The organism is Acinetobacter sichuanensis (assembly GCF_003024515.2).
GTDB lineage: Bacteria > Pseudomonadota > Gammaproteobacteria > Pseudomonadales > Moraxellaceae > Acinetobacter > Acinetobacter sichuanensis.
In genome coordinates this window covers 43,717-66,068 of record NZ_PYIX02000018.1, presented here as the reverse complement: position 1 = coordinate 66,068, position 22,352 = coordinate 43,717, and the positions used below count along the sequence as shown (strand labels likewise).

At 37.8% G+C, this 22,352-nt stretch carries 19 protein-coding genes and 1 pseudogene; 11 read left to right on the top strand and 9 right to left on the bottom strand.

What is annotated here, in order from left to right; all coding sequences use genetic code 11:
• Positions 1 to 103: 103 nt before the first annotated feature.
• From C9E89_RS11845 to C9E89_RS11825, 5 genes and pseudogenes are all read right to left on the bottom strand, one after another.
• Complete coding sequence (locus C9E89_RS11845) at positions 104 to 3,208, bottom strand: multidrug efflux RND transporter permease subunit (RefSeq protein ID WP_308446125.1); 3,105 nt, start codon at positions 3,206 to 3,208, stop codon at positions 104 to 106.
• A complete protein-coding gene (locus tag C9E89_RS11840; RefSeq protein WP_077109212.1) occupies positions 3,205 to 4,368 on the bottom strand; it encodes an efflux RND transporter periplasmic adaptor subunit in 1,164 nt (387 codons plus the stop codon). The genes C9E89_RS11845 and C9E89_RS11840 overlap by 4 nt, the downstream gene beginning before the upstream one ends.
• Positions 4,369 to 4,743: 375 nt before the next feature.
• Positions 4,744 to 6,552: a hypothetical protein gene (locus C9E89_RS11835; RefSeq protein WP_107008548.1), complete on the bottom strand. Its 1,809-nt coding sequence runs from the start codon at positions 6,550 to 6,552 to the stop codon at positions 4,744 to 4,746.
• 121 nt (positions 6,553 to 6,673) lie between these two features.
• Positions 6,674 to 7,444 (bottom strand): annotated as a pseudogene (locus C9E89_RS11830) (YifB family Mg chelatase-like AAA ATPase); the annotation flags it as partial.
• Between the two features lie 77 nt (positions 7,445 to 7,521).
• A complete protein-coding gene (locus C9E89_RS11825; protein ID WP_107008546.1) occupies positions 7,522 to 7,743 on the bottom strand; it encodes an accessory factor UbiK family protein in 222 nt (73 codons plus the stop codon).
• A gap of 273 nt (positions 7,744 to 8,016) precedes the next feature.
• On the opposite strand from C9E89_RS11825, the gene glnK reads away from it, so the two are divergent.
• The 7 genes from glnK (at position 8,017) to C9E89_RS11790 (ending at position 14,229) form a co-directional block, all read left to right on the top strand.
• The gene (gene glnK, locus C9E89_RS11820; protein ID WP_005094485.1) at positions 8,017 to 8,355 is read left to right on the top strand and encodes a P-II family nitrogen regulator; all 339 of its coding nucleotides are present in this window, start codon (positions 8,017 to 8,019) and stop codon (positions 8,353 to 8,355) included.
• A gap of 59 nt (positions 8,356 to 8,414) precedes the next feature.
• Positions 8,415 to 9,806, top strand: coding sequence for an ammonium transporter (locus tag C9E89_RS11815; protein WP_107008545.1), 1,392 nt, complete (start codon positions 8,415 to 8,417; stop codon positions 9,804 to 9,806).
• Positions 9,807 to 9,943: 137 nt separating this feature from the next.
• The gene (gene nrdR / locus C9E89_RS11810) at positions 9,944 to 10,414 is read left to right on the top strand and encodes a transcriptional regulator NrdR (protein WP_107008544.1); all 471 of its coding nucleotides are present in this window, start codon (positions 9,944 to 9,946) and stop codon (positions 10,412 to 10,414) included.
• Positions 10,415 to 10,435: 21 nt separating this feature from the next.
• Entirely contained in the window at positions 10,436 to 11,530 is a 1,095-nt protein-coding gene (gene ribD, locus C9E89_RS11805) for a bifunctional diaminohydroxyphosphoribosylaminopyrimidine deaminase/5-amino-6-(5-phosphoribosylamino)uracil reductase RibD (protein ID WP_107008543.1), read from the top strand.
• Positions 11,527 to 12,825 (top strand): DNA adenine methylase, encoded by a 1,299-nt coding sequence (locus C9E89_RS11800; RefSeq protein WP_107008542.1) that lies wholly within the window; start codon positions 11,527 to 11,529, stop codon positions 12,823 to 12,825. Before ribD ends, C9E89_RS11800 begins: the two co-directional genes overlap by 4 nt.
• A gap of 86 nt (positions 12,826 to 12,911) precedes the next feature.
• Positions 12,912 to 13,571 carry a riboflavin synthase gene (locus C9E89_RS11795; protein ID WP_107008541.1) on the top strand — a complete coding sequence of 220 codons (660 nt, stop codon included), beginning with the start codon at positions 12,912 to 12,914 and terminating at the stop codon, positions 13,569 to 13,571.
• A gap of 112 nt (positions 13,572 to 13,683) precedes the next feature.
• Positions 13,684 to 14,229 carry a VTT domain-containing protein gene (locus tag C9E89_RS11790; protein WP_107008540.1) on the top strand — a complete coding sequence of 182 codons (546 nt, stop codon included), beginning with the start codon at positions 13,684 to 13,686 and terminating at the stop codon, positions 14,227 to 14,229.
• Between the two features lie 65 nt (positions 14,230 to 14,294).
• Here the strand turns inward: C9E89_RS11790 and C9E89_RS11785 are convergent, their stop codons facing one another.
• The 4 genes from C9E89_RS11785 to C9E89_RS11770 all read right to left on the bottom strand — a co-directional run bounded on the left by C9E89_RS11785 (position 14,295) and on the right by C9E89_RS11770 (position 17,165).
• On the bottom strand, positions 14,295 to 14,513 hold the full coding sequence (locus tag C9E89_RS11785) for a hypothetical protein (RefSeq protein WP_107008539.1): 219 nt from the start codon (positions 14,511 to 14,513) through the stop codon (positions 14,295 to 14,297).
• Between the two features lie 136 nt (positions 14,514 to 14,649).
• The gene (gene blhA / locus C9E89_RS11780; protein ID WP_107008538.1) at positions 14,650 to 15,273 is read right to left on the bottom strand and encodes a cell division protein BlhA; all 624 of its coding nucleotides are present in this window, start codon (positions 15,271 to 15,273) and stop codon (positions 14,650 to 14,652) included.
• Between the two features lie 37 nt (positions 15,274 to 15,310).
• Positions 15,311 to 15,718: a DNA polymerase III subunit chi gene (locus C9E89_RS11775; protein WP_107008537.1), complete on the bottom strand. Its 408-nt coding sequence runs from the start codon at positions 15,716 to 15,718 to the stop codon at positions 15,311 to 15,313.
• Positions 15,711 to 17,165, bottom strand: a complete 1,455-nt coding sequence (locus C9E89_RS11770; protein ID WP_107008536.1) for a leucyl aminopeptidase — start codon at positions 17,163 to 17,165, stop codon at positions 15,711 to 15,713. Before C9E89_RS11770 ends, C9E89_RS11775 begins: the two co-directional genes overlap by 8 nt.
• Positions 17,166 to 17,312: 147 nt before the next feature.
• Between C9E89_RS11770 and lptF the strand changes: the two genes are divergently transcribed.
• From lptF to C9E89_RS11750, 4 genes are all read left to right on the top strand, one after another.
• Positions 17,313 to 18,413 (top strand): LPS export ABC transporter permease LptF, encoded by a 1,101-nt coding sequence (gene lptF / locus C9E89_RS11765; RefSeq protein WP_107008535.1) that lies wholly within the window; start codon positions 17,313 to 17,315, stop codon positions 18,411 to 18,413.
• The gene (gene lptG, locus C9E89_RS11760) at positions 18,413 to 19,483 is read left to right on the top strand and encodes an LPS export ABC transporter permease LptG (RefSeq protein WP_107008534.1); all 1,071 of its coding nucleotides are present in this window, start codon (positions 18,413 to 18,415) and stop codon (positions 19,481 to 19,483) included. Before lptF ends, lptG begins: the two co-directional genes overlap by 1 nt.
• Before the next feature lie 124 nt (positions 19,484 to 19,607).
• The gene (gene gpmI / locus C9E89_RS11755; protein WP_107008533.1) at positions 19,608 to 21,155 is read left to right on the top strand and encodes a 2,3-bisphosphoglycerate-independent phosphoglycerate mutase; all 1,548 of its coding nucleotides are present in this window, start codon (positions 19,608 to 19,610) and stop codon (positions 21,153 to 21,155) included.
• Between the two features lie 19 nt (positions 21,156 to 21,174).
• Complete coding sequence (locus C9E89_RS11750) at positions 21,175 to 22,347, top strand: S41 family peptidase (RefSeq protein WP_107008532.1); 1,173 nt, start codon at positions 21,175 to 21,177, stop codon at positions 22,345 to 22,347.
• The last annotated feature ends 5 nt before the right edge of the window (positions 22,348 to 22,352 follow it).

Below are 22,352 nucleotides of genomic sequence, written 5' to 3'. Positions count from 1 at the left end.
ATTAAATCAATTCTGAAATAAAGATGTAAATGAAAGATTTGTTGTGGGCTAAACTCGTTAACCCACAGCTTTTATATTTAGCTTTTATTCTCAGTTTTGATGCTTAATGTGCCGCTTTACGTTTCGAGAATTTCTCAACCATGCTCATGACGACAATAAAGAAAATCGGTACAAAAATAACAGCTAGAATTGTTGCGCTGATCATGCCGCCAAAGACGCCTGTACCAATCGCTTTTTGAGTTTCAGAACTAGCGCCACTGGCAATGACTAAAGGAATAACGCCACAGGTAAATGCCAAAGATGTCATTAGGATTGGACGTAAGCGCAATTTAGCGGCTGCAACGGTTGCCTCCACTAAACCCATTCCTTCTTCTCTTAATGCTTTTGCAAACTCAACAATCAAAATGGCATTCTTTGCAGATAGACCAATAATCGTGATCATGCCGACCTTAAAGAAAATATCATTTGGCATACCACGTAACATTACTGCTAAAAAGGCGCCAATCAACCCTAGAGGGACAACTAGCATCACAGAGAATGGAATTGACCAGCTTTCATAAAGTGCTGCCAAGACAAGGAAAACGACTAACATCGACAACAGTAATAAAAACAAGGTTTGTGATTCCGACTGTTTTTCTTCTAGAGAAATCCCAGTCCACTCATAACCCACACCTTTCGGAAGCTGTTTAATCAAATTTTCCATCTCAGTCATGGCTTGTCCTGAAGATACACCTGCTGCTGGACTGCCAGAAATACTCAATGATGGACGACCGTTGTAACGATTGTATTGTTGTGGTGAATGTTGCCAAATGGGTGTAATTATTTCAGACATTGAAACCAATTTACCGCTTTGACTGTTCACTTTAATCTGAAGAATATCTTCAATACTCATGCGTGATTTGGCATCAAGTTGCACAATGACTTGTTGCATACGATCTTGATTTGGGAAATCATTGACATACATCGAACCCATCGAGGTCGAAATAATATCGGTCACATCACTGAAATTAACACCCAAAGCCTGCAATTTATCGCGATCAATTTTAAGCTCTACAGAACTGCCGTCAGGCAAACCTTCAGGATAGACCTCCGCCACGATTTTACTTTGTGATGCTAATGCTAAAAGCTGATCTTGCGCCTCTCTTAAAGCAGGCATACCAATGTTGCCATGATCTAATAATCGCAATGAAAAACCAGATGAATTCCCCAGTTCATCAATGGCTGGTGGTAACACAGACATGGTCTGGCCTTCTGAACTTTCAGCCATCGCCATATTGGCATTATTCACAACTTCTTGTGCCGTAATAGTACGCTCTTCGAATGGCAATAGATTAGTAAAATACATCGCTGTATTCTGACCAGAACCACTAAAACCAAAACCTAAGACTGCCATATTGTCTTTAATACCCGTTTCTTGGTCTAAATGATTTTGAAACTCAGCAACGACTTTACGGGTACGTTCTTGAGTTGCATCCGCAGGAAGCTGAATTGAAGTCATAAACCACCCCTGATCTTCTTCTGGCATAAACGCAGTCGGAACGTGTTTAAAACTAAAAATCAGCACAATGACAATGCCTAAGAAACATAACATTGCGAGGGTTTTATGTTTAATTACTTTAAATAAACTACGTTCGTAGCGATTGTTCAGCTTCTCAAAACTGCGATCAAACCATGCAAAAACACCTTTTTTCTGATGGTCTTGATCAATCGGTTTTAACATTGTTGCACATAACGCAGGGGTTAATGTCAATGCAAGGAAAGCTGAGAATAAAATGGAAACTGACATGGTAATGGTGAATTGGCGATAGATAATCCCCACCGAGCCTGACGCCAATGCCATCGGCAAGAATACAGCGGCTAACACTAAGGTAATACCAATAATCGGATTGGTAATTTCCTTCATGGCTTTAGATGTGGCTTCAACTGGAGATAAACTTTCTGTCGCCATAATTCGTTCAACATTCTCAATGACCACAATCGCATCATCGACAATAATCCCAATCGCAAGCACCATGCCGAACATGGTCAGCACATTAATCGAAAAACCTGCAAGTAGCATGACTGAAAATGTGCCAAGCAATGCAATCGGTGCAACGATCGCTGGAATTAAGGTGTATCGAACATTATGTAAGAAAATAAACATGACAATAAAAACTAAAGCCATAGCTTCAAGCAATGTCATGATTACTTTTTCAATCGAAACTTTTACAAAAGGTGCAGTGTCGTAAGGTATAGAGAATTTCATACCATCAGGCAATGCTAGACTTAATTGTTCAATTTTTGCTTTTACACCCTCTGCAGTCTTAACAGCATTGGCACCAGGACTCATTTGTATCGCCACAGCTGTAGAGGCTTTACCATTTTCTAAAATCGCAAAGTTATACATTTGCGCACCAATTTCGACACGAGCAACATCCGATAATCGAACAATGGCACCATTTTGTTGAGCACGTAAACTAATGTTCTTGAATTGCTCTACAGTTTCTAATTGACCTTGAGCAGTCAAAGGAATGGTGATTTGTTGCCCCTTCAACGCAGGAACATCACCAATACGACCCGGTGATATCGGCAAGTTTTGGTTTTGGATGGCTGTATTCACATCTTGAATACTCAATCCATAAGAGACCAAGCGGTCTGGATCGACCCAAATTCGCATGGCTTTCTCAGCACCAAAGTTTTGGACTTTACCAACACCTTCGACCCGTTTTAATTCTTCAATTACATAGCGAGTCATATAGTCACTGACATCAATTTCACTATATTTGCCATTTGGTGAACTCAACCCCACCATCATTAAAAAACCAGATGATGCAGCATCAACCATCAGCCCCTGTTGTCGAACTGTTTGGGGTAGGCGCGACTCAATGGCTTTAATTTTGTTTTGTACATCAACTTGTGCCAGTTCTACATCTGTGCCTGGTTTAAAGGTTGCGGTGATTGTTGCTGTTCCAGAACTATCCGAACTTGAACTGTAATACAGTAAGTTCTTGACAGCTGACATTTCCCGCTCAATCAATGTCACAACACTATCATTCAGTGTCTTTGGGGTAGCACCTGGATAGATTGCAGTAATACTGATCTGTGGTGGCGCAACACTCGGAAATCTTGCAATAGGTAACTTGGGAATACTGAGTACACCTAACAAAATAATAAATAAAGCGATCACCCATGCAAAAACAGGACGCTTAATGAAAAATTGAGACATTATTTCTTGCCTCCACTTTCCTGAGTATTTGTAGGTTGCCACTGCTTAATTTTTAGTTTTTGCTCAGGCTGTATACGATCAGCGCCTTCAACAATAACTTTTTCGCCTGCTTGTAATCCTTGTGTTACTACATAGCTATTTTGATAACGTTGACCAAGCTGAATAGGCTTGCTTTGCGCTAAACCTTTTTGATTAACAATCGTAACATTGGCTTTACCATTAATATCATGTTGAATCGCTTGTTCAGGTACTAACAGCGCATTTTCAACTTGAGCTCGGCTCATATTGACTCGAACATACATGCCTGGCAAAAGTTTTTGATTTTGATTATTGACTAGAATACGAATCGTGACATCACCCGTGTCAGGATCAACTTTAGTATCTGAAAATAGGATTTCACCTGTGACATTATAAGGTTTACCCTGACTATTCAGGATTTCAACCGTATGTTTGATGTTTGACACGTCACCTTGCTGCAAAGCTTCCTGTAGCTTTTCATAATCACTAATTGATTGCTTTACATCGACGTAGACTTTATTAATCTGTTGTATTACGGCCATCGCATTGCTATCGCCTTGACCAACCAATGCACCTTCAGTCACTAAGATTTCACCAATCGTTCCTGAGATGGGTGCTGTGACAGTGGCATATTTAAGATTGAGCTGCTGTCTACTTAACATAGCTTGCATTTGCGCCACATCGGCTTTTGCTTTTTTATAATCTGCTTCCGTATTGTTGTATTCCTGCTGACTAACCGCATTTACTTTTACCAATTCAGTGTAGCGTTTTAACAGCACCTGCAAACGTGTCACCTCAGCTTGTGCACGGTTTAAAGTAGCTTGATTGCTTTTTACATCTGCCTGAAAGATTTCAGAATTTAATTTAAAAAGTGGTTGACCTGCTTGCACATAAGAGCCTTGTTTAAAAAGCACTTTATCAACAATTCCACCTACTTGCGGACGAATTTCAGCAATCCGGTAAGCTGTAACACGGCCGGGAAGATTTTCAATTACATTCATAGATTGCGGTAATACAGTGATGGTACTGACCACCACCGGCGGCATTTCTGCTGCGGACTGTTCAGCATCTTTGGATTGTGTACAGCCGATCAAAAGTACAGTTGTAATAAGTATTGAACTTATTAAATGATGACATGTTTGCATGTTTTTCAGAGAGAGTTTTAGATGCTACTATTTTGAAATAGCAGTGTTTATGAATTGCTAATGTTATGTGGAGATTGTGTGGAGAAAACTGTTAAATGGGAAGTAATTTTAATTTGGCTGAAACTATTATTAATAATAAACACTTGATTTTGTTAAGCTAAATTATTGTTTTATAATAACTTTATTAATATTGGTTGATTGAGAAACCTGTTGGAAGTTTTAGATATATTTCATACTATTCTTTATATGAGTTATCTATTTAAAAAGAAGTAATAAAGAAGCTAATGGATCATTTTGAAGTAGAAGTTTTAAAACAAGCTGCTTCGTAATTCTTCAATAAATACGAAGCATATTTTAGTAAATTTAATTCTCTATTTATAATTTTTTCTTTTTTATTAATATTTTGAAAATTTTATTAAAACTTGCAACCCAATCAGCTTGGTCAGTATGCATGTGCTTCATGGCTCTTTTATGATTGAAGTTAGTCTTGCAAATATCGAACCATTTTTTTGTTCCTTTTTTCCCCTCAATTGCTTCACAAATCATGGTTATATTTTTTTCATTAAGCATCTCTTTGGTAATAAATAGAAAAAAACAAAATGCTTCATTATTTTTGTTATTTTTCTTAATATCAATAAGGTAAAGATGATCATGAAATTCGGCTAACTCTAACTTTAAAAACAAAAGTAATCTTCCAACGTCATCGTTAATCCAAGTATTATGAATAGGGAATTTAACGATGGGCTTTATCTGTAAAAGTGAAAAGGTGTCTGAAAGATTTCCACTTTGATCAATGCAAGATACTTTAGTTAATTTAGTAGAATCTTTTTTAGCTTCAATGTTTTTTAAACTACTAAATATAAGAGCAAGATCATCTACATCTAGTTTATTCGGTTTTTTTTCTGAATTTTCAGATTTTGTAGGTTTATTCTTTCTATTGCCATAACGGTTGCCTGATGATTCTTCATCTTTATTTTCATTTTTTTCTTTACTTTCAATATATTGTATATTTGATTCAGTTTCAATTACTTCTTCAATAATCTCAATATCGAAGTCAGTAAAATCTACTGAAATATCAGTCTGTTTTTTATTTTCACCTCTGTTGTGAGATGGGTCTTCTTGGGTGTTGATACGAGTGTTATTGCGTTTTTTTTTGTTTCGACCTTGTCTATGAACTTTATCTTTATCAATGGTTTCTATCTGTTCCTCTGATTCTGTTACAGGTGCATAAGCTACTATAGGAAAATCAGCAATAGGAGAAACTTTAGATACGTGTGTAATTAAAAATCGTTTTCCATTTTCAAGCCAAATACCTTCGGCAGTTAAGCTCATTGTTGTTGAATGCGGAGGAATTACACTAGGAAATCTAGATGGATATGGCTTTCCAGTTTTATCGAGTTTTATGTCATTTAACGAATTTCGTATATTTAGCACTTTTTCTTGGGTGTTTTTGTTTAGTGCTAGATTTGCCAAAAATGTGATCGCTTCTTTTCCTATGGTTTTAACCATATTTTTTTTCAGTACAACAGATATTTTTTCAACATTTTCAACATTTTCAACATTTTGAATTTCATATTTTTCTAAAAATAAATCAACTATATGTGAAATACTGTAATTTTCATTGATGATATGGCCTCTAATGTCCTTTCTTGCAGGGATATAAAAAGCATGGAGTGAATGAATACAACTTGTAAGTACTTCGATATTATCATTTGATTTTAAAATACAATATTTACTCATTAAAAATGGGTAATATCTAAAAGGCACATTTGCACTGTATTCATTTTTAGGAATGAATATTTTTTCATTATATAAGTAGTATTCGTCTGAATCAGGAATCTTAGCATCAAATCTAATGATCTTTGGTTCGTTAATGGAAAAATCAAACTCAAAATTAACTGTTCTCAGACAGTTATTAAAAGAGAATTTTCTTCCCTCTATTCGTGTTTGGCCTTTCCATATTGTGCCAATTTGTACTGTATCCAAATCTCGAAAAGTGACATCATATTTGTTGTAAGAATTTTCAGATACATTTAAACGATTAGGGTTTGCCGCATCAAGCTCAACAAGTAGAACTTCAATTAATATATTGTCAGATTCAGAACTCGAATTTAACTTTAAACAACTATATAGGTAGACAACTCGTTCGATTTCATCATCAGGAAATGAGTCAATAGAGGTCATATCAGAATATACTCTAATAAAGGTTATTATAAAAAAGAAATTATGAGTTATTAATAGTCTATTTTTATATATTTGACTAGCTTCTATTTTTGTAAACTAGCTTTTATTTTTGTAAGTGACAATGTTGTAAATTAGCAATCGAGTAAATACTGGCAACTGCTAAATTTTCCTGATGATTTAGTGGTGGTAAAATACTGGCTAAACGAGAAGCAAGCAAAGTTTTACCTGTACCGGGAGGTCCTCTAAATAAAATAGAATGTCCACCTGCGGCAGCAATTTCTAAGGCTCTGCGTGGGCGTACCTGTCCTTTAACATCTGCTAAATCAAATTTATAGCCTTGTGGTGAAATACTTTGGCAAGTCTCTGTCACTTTAATTTTTTGTGTTTCAGTAAAGTGTTCACAGACTTGCTTTAAATGTGAGGCTGCAAAAACTTCAATATCAGGCAGTTGCGCAGCCTCATCTGCATTTGCAGTAGGTAACATTAAACGATGTTGAGCCTGTTGGCATGCCATTGCAATCGTCAAAGTTCCTGTAACAGGTCTTAAGTGCCCATCTAATGCTAACTCACCCATAAATTCAAACTGATCTATGGCTGTATCTGGAATTTGTCCTGTGGCAATTAAAATACCTAATGCAATTGGTAAATCCAACCGCGAACCATCTTTAGGTAAATCAGCAGGGGCTAAGTTGATGGTTAAGCGTTTGGTCGGAAATTGAAAGCCACTATTAATGATGGCAGAGCGAACACGATCTTTACTTTCTCTCACAGCAGCCTCAGCCAAACCCACAATAGTCAGTGAGGGTAAACCTGCACTAACATGAACTTCGACTTCAATTAAAGGCGCATGTAACCCGAGTAAGCCTCGGGTATAAATTTTTGCGAATGACATTTTATTCTTCCAATTTGCTTTATTTTTAATCGTTTTATTATTTTTACGCACTTATTTTGTGCAAAAAGAAGTCAATCTTACTTTTGAACGAGAGATTCAAGCATTTTAACTTGAGTTTGAAGTTCTGCTAAACGGAGGTTGGCATTTTGTAGTGCAGTTTTTTGACGCTCTAATTCATCTTTAGAAACTAAATCCATTTGATTAACGGCTTCATTGAGGAGGGCACGTAAATTGTGTTCTAAATCTTTTTTAGGTTGATCAACTTGTTCCAAAATCGCTTGTAATAATGTTTCTATCATTGTTTATTCCAAAAAATGAGATATCTACGTAGTTTAACATCGCTTTTAATTTGCCCCTAGTGCTAACTGATTAGCATCGGTTGAATTAATAATAAAATACAAAAAATCAATCACAAATATAAAATTTTTAAAGTGAAAATGATAAGAAAATGTATAAAATAGGGTATAAGGCGATTTCTGCTAAAGTGGATTAATATCCCCAACCATTAAGACATTTTGGCATGAAAATTGAACATAAAACCTTACTGGTAAGAAAAGCCGAAGGAAAACAACATGAAACTTGTAACAGCAATTGTAAAACCATTTAAGTTAGATGATGTGCGTGAAGCATTATCTGAAATCGGTGTTCAAGGAATTACCGTCACAGAAGTGAAAGGTTTTGGACGTCAAAAAGGGCACACTGAACTTTATCGTGGTGCTGAATATGTCGTTGATTTTTTACCAAAAGTGAAAATTGAAATCGCAATCAGTGACGACATGGTTGATTCAGTAATCGAATCAATTACCCGTGTTGCTAGCACTGGTAAAATTGGTGATGGGAAAATTTTTGTCACTAATTTAGAGCAAGTCATTCGTATTCGTACAGGTGAAACAGGTGCGGATGCTGTTTAATTTGGCATGAAGTTTGCTGAGTAACACATAACTCAGAAAAACTTGGTTGGGGGATACGAATGAAAAAAATGCTACTTGCGCTCAGCCTGTCTGGCGCACTCCTTGGTGGATCAGTTGCGTGGGCTGAAGAAAACGTAACTGAACCCACTTCTACAGCAGTGGCTGAACCAAGTTCAAATGCTGCAACAACAACGATATCAACAACAGCAGAAATTACACCTGCTGCACCTGTAGAAGCAACCGCAGAACCTACTTTAAATACAGGTGATACGGCTTGGATTTTGGTTTCTACAGCACTTGTTTTACTCATGACTATTCCGGGCTTAGCACTCTTTTATGGTGGGATGGTTCGTAAAAAAAATGTTTTGAGTACAATGGCACATAGTTTAATGGCGGCAGCAATTGTCAGTCTGGTTTGGGTCGTTGTAGGCTATTCATTGGCTTTTAGTGGCGGCAATGCTTTCATTGGTAACTTAGATAAAGCCATGCTTTCAGGTATTACAACTGATGCGTTAAGTGGCTCTATTCCTGAAATTCTTTTTGTTATTTTCCAAATGACTTTTGCAATTATTACCGTGGCAATTATTAGCGGTTCAATTGCAGAACGTATGAAGTTTAGTGCTTATATTGCATTTATTACGGTGTGGGTCATTATTGTGTACGCACCAATTGCCCATTGGGTTTGGGGTGGCGGTTGGTTAATGAATGATGGCGCGCTTGATTTTGCGGGCGGTACTGTGGTTCATATTAACTCAGGTGTTGCAGGTTTAGTGACGGCTTATCTACTGGGTAAACGTATTGGACTGGGCAAAGAGTCTATGGCTCCACATAACTTGACTTTAACTGTACTTGGTGCAAGTTTGATTTGGGTTGGTTGGTTTGGTTTCAATGGTGGTTCAGCATTAGGTGCAAATGGTTCAGCAGCTTATGCTTTAGTGACAACTCAAGTCGCCGCAGCCGCAGCCGCAATCTCATGGTTATTGGTTGAAAAAATCGTTCGTGGTAAAGCATCTGTTTTAGGTGGTGCATCTGGTGCAGTTGCAGGTCTTGTGGTGATTACACCAGCAGCAGGTTTTGTGACAGTAAGTGGTGCTTTGATCATGGGCTTAATTGGTGGTGTTGTTTGTTTCTGGGGAATTTCAGGACTGAAACGCTTACTCAAAGCAGATGACTCTTTAGACGCATTTGGCTTACATGGTGTTGGTGGTATTGTGGGTGCAATTTTAACCGCAGTTTTTGCCAGTGAATTTATCATGGGCGAAAAAGTCCCTACCAATATGTTGCATCAACTTTGGGTACAAGTTGAGGGTGTTTTAGCAACGATTGTATATTCAGCAGTGATGACATTCATTATCTTAAAAGTCATTGATTTGGTGATTGGAATCCGTGTTGGTACAGATGATGAGCGTATGGGACTTGATTTAAGTCAACATGGCGAACGTATTGAATAATTTAAAAAGTTATACTATATATTGTGTAAAACAGCTCATTTGAGCTGTTTTTTTTCTATATATTGAGGAAAGCTCAACAAAATTCCTATTTTTTGATACACTAAATAAAATTTTAAAATGTGTTCAATTAAACCACTATGCATTGTCCATTTTGCAACGCTGCTGATAGTAAAGTGATCGATTCGCGTTTGGCGGCTGAAGGCTGTCAGATTCGTAGACGTCGTGAATGTATCAAATGTGCAGAACGTTTTACCACTTTCGAAACGTATGAAGTGGTGATGCCGCGTGTTATTAAATCTGATGGTAAAAGTGAACCTTTTGATGAGTTAAAATTACGTCGCTCATTGATGCATGCATTACAAAAACGTCCAGTAACTCAAGAGCAAATTGAAACGGTACTCAGTGACATTCAACTCAAAATTCGTAGATTGGGTGAGCGTGATGTACGTTCACGTACGATTGGTGAAATTGTCATGCAGTCTTTATTTTCCTTAGACCATGTTGCTTATGTACGTTTTGCATCGGTTTATCAAGATTTCCAAGATGTCGAAGCTTTTCGCCAACAAATAGAATTGATGCAGCATCGCGATCAAGAAAAATCTGATTGATTAGGCAGACATGAGAAGATTATGAATACAACGGTTGAAGCATTACAACAACATCAATATTGGATGCAAAAAGCGATTGCATTAGCACAACAAGGTCAATATTCAACCCGTCCAAACCCTAATGTAGGTTGTGTCATTGTCAAAGATGGGCAAATGGTCGGAGCAGGCTTTCACCCTCAAGCGGGTCAGCCACATGCTGAAGTTTTCGCCTTACGTCAGGCAGGAGAGTTGGCACGAGGTGCAACAGCTTATGTCACCTTAGAGCCTTGTGCACATTATGGACGTACACCACCGTGTGCTAAAGGTTTGGTTGAAGCGGGTGTGGCAAAAGTTATCGTGGCTTGTTCAGACCCAAATCCTTTGGTGGCAGGCAAAGGCGTTCAAATTTTAAAAGATGCAGGAATAGAGGTTGAAGTCGGCATTTGTGAGAAAGAAGCTGCTGTTTTAAATCGTGGATTTTTAAAAGCAATGTCTACAGGCATGCCTTATGTACGTTTAAAAGTAGCATCTAGTTTAGATGGGCGTACTGCAATGGCATCAGGTGAGTCCAAATGGATTACGGGCAGTGAGGCACGTCAAGATGTACAACATTGGCGTGCGATTTCTGGGGCAGTGATTACGGGAATTGATACGATTTTGGCAGATGACCCTCAAATCAATGTGCGTCATTTACCCAATATTGAAATTGATAGTATTGTTCAGCCTCAACGTATCATTTTAGATCGACAAGGTCGTTTACCTTTGACTGCCCAAATTTTGCAACAACCTGACACTGTGATGGTCATGGGACCATTTCGTGAGGAATTGGCTCAACTGGGTGTGGTACAATTAGAGATTCAATCTTTATTCAATTTATTGAAAACTTTAAAAGATTTTCACATTTATGATGTCATGATTGAGGCAGGCGCGACTTTATCGACTGCTTTTTTACAAGCGCATCTTGTCGATGAAGTCATTAGCTATGTTGCACCGACATTTTTAGGTCAATCTGCACGTGCGATGTTCAACGCTTCTTTTGAGCAGATGGCACAACAACTCCGCTTTAAACTTGAGAATGTCACTCAGTTGGGTCAAGACATTCGCTTAAGATTAATTCCTTTGCAAGAGTCAGTATGAATTCAGAGTCTTCGATATATCACAAACGTCGTCATGCTGCACGTACGACGGATGAATATCTTTTCAATCAGCTCGTCCCTTATTTAGGTAATAAACGCCGATTGTTACATCTGATTTTAGAGGCACTTGAGCAAACAGGAACTTTAAATCAAAAAGGTAAAAGAGCCCCAATTTTTGCTGACTTTTTTGCTGGTAGCGGTGTTGTTTCGCGTTTAGCAAGACAAAATGGTTATCGTGTGATCGCAAATGATTGGGAGCCTTATAGTCATGCACTTAATCATGCAATTTTGGCATGTACTGATGCACCCGTATTTAAAGAGTTAGGTGGGTATCAAAAAGCCATTGATTATTTAAATCGATTACCTGAAGTGAAAGGCTGGGTGACACATAACTTATGTCCACGCAATGATGAAATTTATGATCCTGCACGTGATCGTTTGTTCTTTAAACGCCGTAATGGGATGCGTATAGATGCCATTCGCCAACAAATAGCCACTTGGCAAGCGCAAGGTGCGATTGATGATGTAGAAATGAGTGCTTTGCTTGCACCTTTGCTTTATTCGGCGAGTTTTGTTAGTAATACCAGTGGTGTATTTAAAAGTTTCCATCATGGTTGGGGTGGTAAAACCCAAACCGCTTTAGAACGGATTGAGTCTTTATTGTGGTTAACACCAAGCCGTTTTAGTGAAGTAGGTGACAATAAGCAAAAAACACCAATGGCAGAAATGTGGTGTGTAGATGCACAGCATTTGGCAAATCAAATGAGTGGCTTTGAGGTGGATGTTGCATATTTAGATCCACCTTATAACCAACATGCTTATAGTAGTAATTATCATGTGTTAAATTCTTTAACATTATGGGATCAGGTCGATTTACCTACACCAGATACCAAAGGTTTTAAGAGTGGTATTGACCGTGCTTGGCGTAAAGAACGCCCAAGTCAGTATAATTCTTCAAAGCATGCACAAGACGCATATGAAAAATTATTATCTACGATTAATGCACGCTATATTTTAACCAGTTATTCAACTGATGGTAATATCGAAGCCAAAGACTTACTCAAAGCCAATTTGGCACGAGGAAAGGTGACATTACTGACCCAAGATGTACCGCGTTATCGGGTGAGTAAGCAGCGCCAGTCAGAACGCGCACGTGTGTTAGAGTTTATTGTAATTACAGATACACACGCAAAATCTGGTCCACCATTACGTCAATTATTAAGTCAGCTTTATCATTTTGCTGAATTAGGTGGTGTCGATACATCAGGTGTTAGTACTCAGTTAGCACTTTGGTAAATTTCTACTTTTAACAAGTCGGAAACTACATAGTGTGAAACGCGATAGATTAAAAACTTAATGATGAAAAGTTTAGGGTAGTATTTATGTTCACAGGCATTATTGAAAGTTTAGGAAAAGTAGAAAGTCTGCAAAATGTAGGTGGTGATGTACGTTTACGTATTCATACTGACTTAGATATGTCTGATGTTCATTTAGGTGATTCTATCGCGACCAATGGAATTTGCTTAACTGTGATTGATTGGGGCGAAAATTGGTATGCTGCGGATGTTTCGCGTGAAAGCCTAAATCGTTCAACCTTAGCCCAGTGGAAAGTTGGGCAAGCTGTAAATGTTGAAAAGGCGATGCTACCAACAACACGTTTTGGGGGGCATATCGTCAGTGGTCATGTGGATGTTGTTGGTGAAATTACAGTGGTGCGTTCAGATGCACGTTCATTGTATTTTGAAGTGACCACACCTGTTGAAATTGCAAAATATTTAGCTGAAAAAGGTTCAATTACTGTAGATGGAATTAGCCTAACCATTAATCATTTACGTGGTAATATTTTGAGCCTTAACCTTATTCCACATACAGCAGAACGTACCAATATTGGGACATGGAAAGTCGGTACTAAAGTGAACTTAGAAGTAGATGTTTTAGCACGTTATATTGAACGTTTATTGTTAGGCGATAAAGCTGCTGAAGTAAAAACTGAATCAAAATTGAGCATGGAGTTTTTGGCTCAAAATGGCTTTTTAAAATAATCAAATACGCCCTCATAAATCAGAAGTCTAATTTATTTTAGGCTTTTTTTTATTTACATCGTGAAACTAGACGAATATATTGCAATTACTTTATTGAGAAGAGAATTGAGTATTGCTTGATTTTTTAATGCATATAGAACAATTATTGCCTGTATTGCTTGATCAATATGGTTTGTGGATTTACGCCATTTTGTTCCTGATTATTTTTGCAGAAACAGGCTCCGTATTTATGTTTTTTTTGCCGGGAGACAGTTTACTGATCGCCATAGGTGCTTTGTGTTCAACAGCAGAAGCTGTGCATTTAAGTTATATGGGGATTTTGTTGATTATTGCTTCAATTCTTGGCTATATCGTCAATTACTATACAGGTAAAGCATTAGGTTTTCGTTTTTTTAAAAAGCACCCTAAAATTTTTAAACCTGAATATATAGAAAAAACCAATCAATATTTTTTAAAACATGGTGGAAAAACCATCATGATGGCACGTTTTATTCCCTTTGTTCGTTCATTTGCACCGTTTGCCGCAGGTGCGGGGCATATGAAAATGAGTAATTTTATGTTTTATAACGTGGTTGGTGGTTTTATTTGGATTGGACTATTATTGGGGATAGGTTATGGCACAGGTAATCTAATTTCCTATACTGTTGATTTATTTTAATTATTTATTATATAAAATGAGAAAAATAGCCAAGCTCAAATTTGTATTGAACTTGGTTAAAATCATTAATGTTTGGTGATGGTGAGTGTTGTTTGTTCAAACCAAGAGTTTTTTGCTTGGATTTGATCAATTGAAAAAATACCTTTTTGAGATTCACGTACTAAATATACAGAGATCGAATGAAAATCTGAGCGGCTAATCAGTAAGTCTTGAGCAGAAACAGTCCATTTCTCACCTGAACTGAGTACCGCAATTTGCTTCGAGATTTGGTTGAGCATGTCCATATTCTTTTCCTCGTTATTCAGTTTTGAGATATTCAAAAACTGTTTTTATCGTAAAGAGATTTAAAACATGACTATGATGTGACATTAATATGTCAATTTAGTGACATTGAAAATAAAAATAATGAACATGCGATGTTTAAACTTGATCTGAAAAATGAGTATTTTTTAAAATATACGCAATTTCTTCATCTGAAGCTGCTTTTAACTTTGCTCTAAAGTCGTTGACGGCTTGTTCGATAAAAGTTTCAGCTTCTAGCTCTAAACGTAAGCGCACACTTTCAAGTTCAGACATCATCTCTTGATCAGCGACTTTAAAATGATTATTGGCATAATCAGTTGCAGGTGTTTTTGGGTTTTCAGTATAACGTTCAGTATACAGCTCTGTTTCAATTTGAATTTGTTCTTGAATTGAAGCAAGTGTTTGAATTTGTTGTTGTGTTTGTTTTAGTTCATCTTGAATTAATTGTTGATTATATTGTTCTTGTTGCGCACGTTTTTCAGCTAAAGACTGCTCTAAAGCCAATTGCTTACGAATACGTGCTTCTTCGATCAGTTGTGCTTTGAGGTCGGCATAGGCTTGTTCAACTTTAAGCTGAGCGACTTGCATCGCACGTTTATCATTGTCCATCCATGCTTGAATTGGGGACTCAGGAGTGAGTAAATCACAGACACGACTGAGGTCATCTAAATACGTTTGGCGCACGACTTCAGGGGTATCTAGCCAACGTTTTTTAAAATCTTGACCAACATTTAATGCCACAACGCATCTCCTTTTCGGCGCTTTAAAATGACTTTCTTTATAATTTAAATGTTTGAGGAGCAAAGCCTAAACGTCGATAAGTTTTATACTTTTCACGTCCTATCTGCTTAGCAGGCTCATCATTTTCAATTATTTCAATAATGTGACTAAATTGTCCAACTTGATCAAGTGCTTGATTGTTAAAATTAAACACAATCCATTCAGCTTGGGTTGGCAAATGTGCAGAAATACAAATCGGTGCATCTTTTTGGTCAATGCCATGTGCTAAAAAACTAGCAGGGTCAAATGTCCAAAGTAGCTCATCAAGTTGCTGTTGAACCTCAGGATCTGGACAATAAATCCAAATTTTTGCATGCTGTTTTGAGATCTTGCGGCAGAGACGACAAGTGCTTTGCACTCGTCGTTCTGGGCTTTTTTCAAAAAGATAAAAGCTAATTTTAGCCATTGGCTTTAACACGATTGGCAATGAATTGCATTAATAGCGGTACAGGACGACCTGTTGAGCCTTTTGCCGCACCAGATAACCATGCAGTTCCTGCAACATCTAAATGTGCCCAACGGTATTCACGTGTAAAACGTTGTAAGAAACATGCCGCTAAAATTGCACCTGCTTGTGGACCTGCACCACTGATATTACCGATATCAGCAAAGTTTGAATCTAGCATATCTTGATAATCATCAATGACAGGTAAACGCCAAACACGGTCAAAGCTTTCTTCACCTGCAAGATTAATTTCTTGAGCAAGTTCATTATCTGGGGTAAATAAACCACTGAGTACTTTACCCAAAGCAACGACACATGCACCTGTTAACGTTGCGATATCAATCACCACCGCAGGATTAAAGCGTTTTACATAGGTTAAAGCATCACATAACACTAAACGACCTTCAGCATCAGTGTTAAGAATTTCAACAGTTTGTCCACTCATTGTTGTCACGATATCGCCTGGGCGAGTTGCATGACCTGATGGCATATTTTCTGCCGCAGCAATTGTACCGACAACATGAATTGGAAGATTTGCTTCACATAAAGCACGTAATGTCCCAAGCACAGATGCAGCACCACACATGTCATATTTCATTTCATCCATGCCAACGCCTGGTTTAAGTGAAATACCACCTGTATCAAAAGTAATCCCTTTACCCACTAAAACAATAGGTGCTTGATCTGGATTGGCTTTATATTCAAGGGTAATGACACGTCCTGGACGTTCCGAACCTTTACTTACAGCAAGGAAAGAGTGCATGCCCAAATCAGCCAACTGCTGTTCTTCAAGTACAGTAACTTTTAAAACATCAGGGAACTCAGCAGCAAGCGCACGTGCTTGATCTGCTAAATATTCAGGAAAACAAATATTGGCAGGACAGTTACCCAAGTCACGAGCAAGATTTTGACCTTGTTGTACTGCCTCAATTAAACTAATTTGTGCTGCATCAAGACTGGTATGTGTCGAAACAAGCTCAATATCAGTTAATGAAAATTCATTTTTTTTACTTTTGAATTCATCATAAGCATAAGCTGCTTGAGTTAAATTTAATGCAAAAAGATAATGTAATTCATTTGGCAAAACAGAAATATCAATACTGATTTGTTTGAATTTTTTTTGTGATGCTTTGATAATGATTTGTGCGATTTTTGCTAATTTTGCAGCTTTTAATTCACTCGCTTGATCAACTCCGACTAAAATGCTGTAAGCATTCTGTGTGACTTGACCAACCAAGGTTAAAGTTTCTGCAACACTTGCTTTAAATTGTGCCGCGCTAATTGCAGTATCTAAATCTTTGATTTGATAGTTAGATTTTACTTCTGATAAGTTGTCTGAACTTGCCAAAATAAAAAGTGCTTGGCTTGATGCACTGCTTGTTACTGAAGTATTAATGCTTAATTTCATATGCGATCTATATGCCTTTAGAGACGTTTGAAAACATTAAACCATTGAAACACTACCAATGATAGAATTTCAATGTGGTTTTATATTTTTAACATTCGGGTAAAATACTAAAACGCATATTCACCCAACTCACTTTGGAAGATTCCCTTGATTATAAGACGTTATCTCGTCAAACAAGTTGTTTCAACATCTTTAGTTGTTGTCGCACTGCTCACACTCATTATGATGGGTGGACGTTTGATCAAGTATTTTGGTGTTGCAGCACAAGGGCGCTTAGATGCCACAATTTTATTTAGCATCATTGGCTACCGTTTACCTGAGTTTTTAACCCTTATTTTACCACTGGGATTTTTCATTGGTTTAATGCTGGTTTTTGGTCGTTTATATGTAGATCATGAAATGGCGGTACTCAATGGGAGTGGTGTCAGTAAAATTCAGCTTGCGCGCTTATTGATTCCTTTAACGATCATTTATTTATTTGTACAAAGTGTACTGATGATCTGGATGTCACCATGGGGCATTCGTGAATATGAAAAACTGGTTTCAACACAAGCTGTTCGTACAGGTTTCGATCTCGTCCGACCCAAAGAATTTATTTCATCAGGTCCTTATACCATCTATGCAGGTTCATTATCTGACGATCGTAAAAATTTAAAAGATATTTTCTTTTATCAACGCGCTCAAAAAGAGGGTAAACCTGATGTCATGATTTTGGCAAAAGAAGCAACGCGTGTTGAAGTTGCTGATGATACGGCAAACGTTGTGGATTTATTGCAAGGTCGTCGTTACGAGATTTTCCCAGGTACAGCAAAATATACACAAGCTGAATTTCAGTCCTATCGTCTACGTTTAGAAAATGACAAAGAAGCTAAGTTTGAAAGTAACGAAGTCGAAGCTTTATCTTTCTCTAAACTGCTCAAAAATACCGATGATCCTGTTGTTGCGAGTGAGTTGGGGTGGCGGATTTTTGTACCATTTAGCATGATTGTGGCATTGATGTTAGCCACAGCGTTGTCTGAAGTGAGTCCACGACAAGGGCGCTATTTAAAGTTATTTCCTGCTTTGCTGATTTTTGCGAGTTTAATTGTTGCACTCATGGCAATCAAAACCCGTATGAGTAAAGGTGAAATTGGAATTTGGGCATATCCTGCTGTTTTACTGTTTTATGCAATTGGCGCAGCGCTATTTTCCCGTAAGCAAAAATTAGCACCTAAGATTAAGAAACAAATTCAGCGAGTGAAATCATAATGTTAGCACGTAAAATTGTCGCCAAGCATGTGGTCAATACAACAGCGCTCGCAATGTTGGGTGCAACAGCTGTATTGTCAGTCTTACAGGTTTTATTTACTTATTTAGGCGAATTAGGTGATTTAAAAGAAGGTTATAATGCTTGGAATGCGTTGCAATATGTCTTGTGGGGCGCACCCAAATACCTATATGAAATTTTACCTATTTCAGCGTTGATTGGTGCCGTGCTTGGACTGGGTTCAATGGCATCAAATAGCGAATTGATTGTGATGCGTGCCTCAGGAATTAGCCTATGGCGTATTGTGGGCTGGGTCATGCGATCAGCCATGCTATTGGTTGTACTGTCTTTTATTCTCAGCCAATTTGTTGTGCCTTATACCAACGAACAAGCTAAAAGTATCAAAAGTAAACAAAGTGTTGCAGCCTTAGGCGAAGTTAAAGGCTATTGGACACGTGAAGGACAGCGCTTTATTTATATTGATTATGCCAATTCAAAAGGTAATCTAAAGCAAGTACAAGTTGTTGACTTCGATCAAGATTATCGCATGAAGTCGCTTTTGAATGCTGAGCAAGGTAATTTTGTTGAAAATGGTCAATGGAACCTCAGTCAAGCGACACAAGTAAACTTACAAACAGATGGGCGAGCAACCCTCAACCGTGATAGCCAGCATAATTTAGCTTTAGCATTACAACCAAAATATGTGCATATGGTGACGATTGACCCTGAAGATTTAGCACCAAGTCAATTGGTAAGCTTTATGCGCTATATGGATCAATATAGCCAAGTACCCAAAACATATTCATTGGCATTTTGGCAAAATGTTGGATCGCCATTTGCTTTATTAGCGTTGGTCTTGATTGCCTGTTCATTTATTTTTGGACCATTGCGTCAACAGTCTATGGGCTTTCGTTTAGTGATTGCTCTATTTGTTGGACTTGGTTTTTACTATATTCAAGACTTTTTAGGCTATGCGAGTTTGGTTTATTCACCATCTCCTGCATGGTTTGTATTCGTACCTATTGTCTTGATGTTTGGTGTGGGTAGTTATTTATTATACCGAGCTAGATAGTAATCTTTCTCATTTAAAATACTGATGGTACTTATAAATGAATACCATCAGCTTCACATAGAGTCTGCCGTAAAAAAACGGTAAGATATGACGATTAATTTGTAAACAGTAAAGAGTGAAAATTATGACGGATGCAACTGCTGGCAAAATCCCTCACGTTCTAGTGATCATGGACGGTGTGGGTCATCGTGAAGCGGTCGAAGATAATGCGTTTTTAGCAGCAAAAACGCCAAATCTAACCATGATGCAAGAAAAGCATCCGCATAGTTTAATTTCAGGCTCTGGTGAAGATGTCGGTCTACCTGATGGTCAAATGGGTAACTCAGAAGTGGGTCACATGAACTTGGGTGCAGGTCGTGTGCTATATCAAGACTTTACCCGTATTACCAAAGATATTCGTGATGGCGCTTTTTTTGAGCATGAAGTTCTCGTCGATGCTGTAGAAAAAGCCAAAGCGGCAAATGGCTCAGTTCACATCATGGGCTTATTGTCACAAGGTGGCGTACATTCACATGAAGATCATATCGTGGCAATGTGCGAGTTGGCATTGAAACGTGGTGCTAAAGTCTATTTACATGCTTTCCTTGACGGACGTGATACACCACCACGTAGTGCACAACCTTCATTAGAAAAGTTGGATGCTTTATTTGCACAATATCCAAATCAAGGTCGTATTGCGACGATGATTGGTCGTTATTTTGCGATGGATCGTGACAACCGTTGGGATCGTGTAGAACAAGCTTACCGTTTAATGACTGAAGGCGAAGCGCTTCGTGTTGTTGACTCTGCGGTTGAAGGCTTGGAACAAGCATATGCAGCCAATGAAAATGATGAGTTTGTAAAAGCGACTCGCATCGGTGAGATTGCTAAAGTTTCAGATGGTGACAGCATTGTGTTTATGAATTTCCGTGCTGACCGTGCACGTGAAATCACCAAAGCTTTTGTTGAAAAAGACTTTGCAGGCTTTGAACGTAAAGTTGTACCAAATCTGTCTAAATTTGTCATGTTGACACGTTATCAGGCAACGATTGATGCACCTGTTGCGTATATGCCTGAAGAACTGAAAAATTCAATTGGTGAATACTTATCTTCATTGGGCAAAACTCAGTTACGTATTGCCGAAACTGAAAAATATGCACATGTGACATTCTTCTTTAGTGGTGGTCGTGAAGATGAATATGTAGGTGAAAAGCGTATTTTGATTCCATCACCAAAAGTTGCAACCTATGACTTACAGCCAGAAATGAGTGCACCAGAAGTCACTGAACAATTGGTTGCTGCGGTGAACTCTGGTGAATATGACTTATTGGTGGTGAACTATGCCAATGGTGATATGGTCGGTCATACAGGTGTTTTTGATGCCGCAGTCAAAGCTGTTGAAGCTGTAGATACAGGTTTAGGTCGCCTATATGAAGCAGTGATGGCAAAACATGGGCATATGATTATTACTGCCGATCATGGTAATGTAGAACAAATGCAAGACTATGTCAGCGGTCAGGTTCATACTCAACATACCACTGAATTAGTGCCATTTATCTATGTTGGTCCAACTTCAGCAACCATTGCAGAAGGTGGTGTATTAGCCGATGTTGCTCCAACATTGTTGAATCTCATGAATATTCCTGCACCAAAAGAAATGCAGGGACGTAATTTAATTACGCTAAATCCATAAAATCAAAAAAGGTGAGTGAATGGCTCAAGCTTGGAAATACATTGCTGTTTTAACAGGGTTAATTGCTAGTGGAAGCCATTCTCTTTGGGCTGCGGAGCAATCCGTAGTCCTAGACTTTGATAATGAAATAGAACAAGGGACTACAGAAGTTCCGATTGAGTCAATTGAACAATTTGTACAGATTTATGGCTTAGTGAAAGACAACTATGTACAAGAAAAACCAGATGACACATTATTTTTACAAGCAATCAAAGGGCTTGTTGGTGGACTAGACCGTTACTCGCGTTATTTAAGCCCAGAAGAATATAAACAATTAATACAATATACAGAGGCAGATTTAGCGACTGTCGATTTTAAACTGATCTTTGATACACATATGCATCAGTGGCAAATTAGTCAATTAAAAGAAAACTCAGATGCAGCGAAACAAGGATTAAAAGAAGGTTTTACGGTTTTTAAAATTGATAATCAAGAGTTAAAAAATTTAAATGCCGAACAAGTTGAAGATCTACTACATGGTTCAATTGGTTCTAGTTTTCAACTACAGTTAAACCCTAAAAGCACTGCCATTACGTTATTGCGTAATAAAAAATTAGAAATCGCTGATATTGAACCTATGTTATTACATAATCAAGTTCTGCTTTTAAAAGTAAAGGTTTTTCAACAAGATACCGCAAATGAAATTAAACGTATTTTAGAAGAATATAATTCGCCTCGTTTAAAAGCTGTCCTTATTGATTTGCGTAATAATCCTGGTGGACTGTTGTCTGCTGCGGTTGAAACAGCCGATTTATTTTTAAATCAAGGAACGATCGTTTCAACTAAAAGTCGTTCAGAAGGCAATCAACAATTTCAAGCTTTGCCTGGAAATGAGTTCCCAAATATTAAAATGGGGATCTTAATTAATCATCGTTCGGCATCTGCTGCAGAAGTTTTTACTGCTGCAATGAAAGAACATCAACGTGCTTGGGTCATTGGTGAGAAAAGCTATGGCAAAGGAGTTGTACAAAAGCTTTTTCCATTGCCTAATGGTGCGGCATTGCAAATGACAGTGTCACATTATTTTACCCCGAAAGACAGCATGATTGATGGTACAGGCATTGCTCCAAATCAAGAATATACGTGGTCTTTAGATATGAAAGAAGACACATATTTAAATAATGTGTCTGAACTTTTGTTAAAGCATCACTAGCCTAA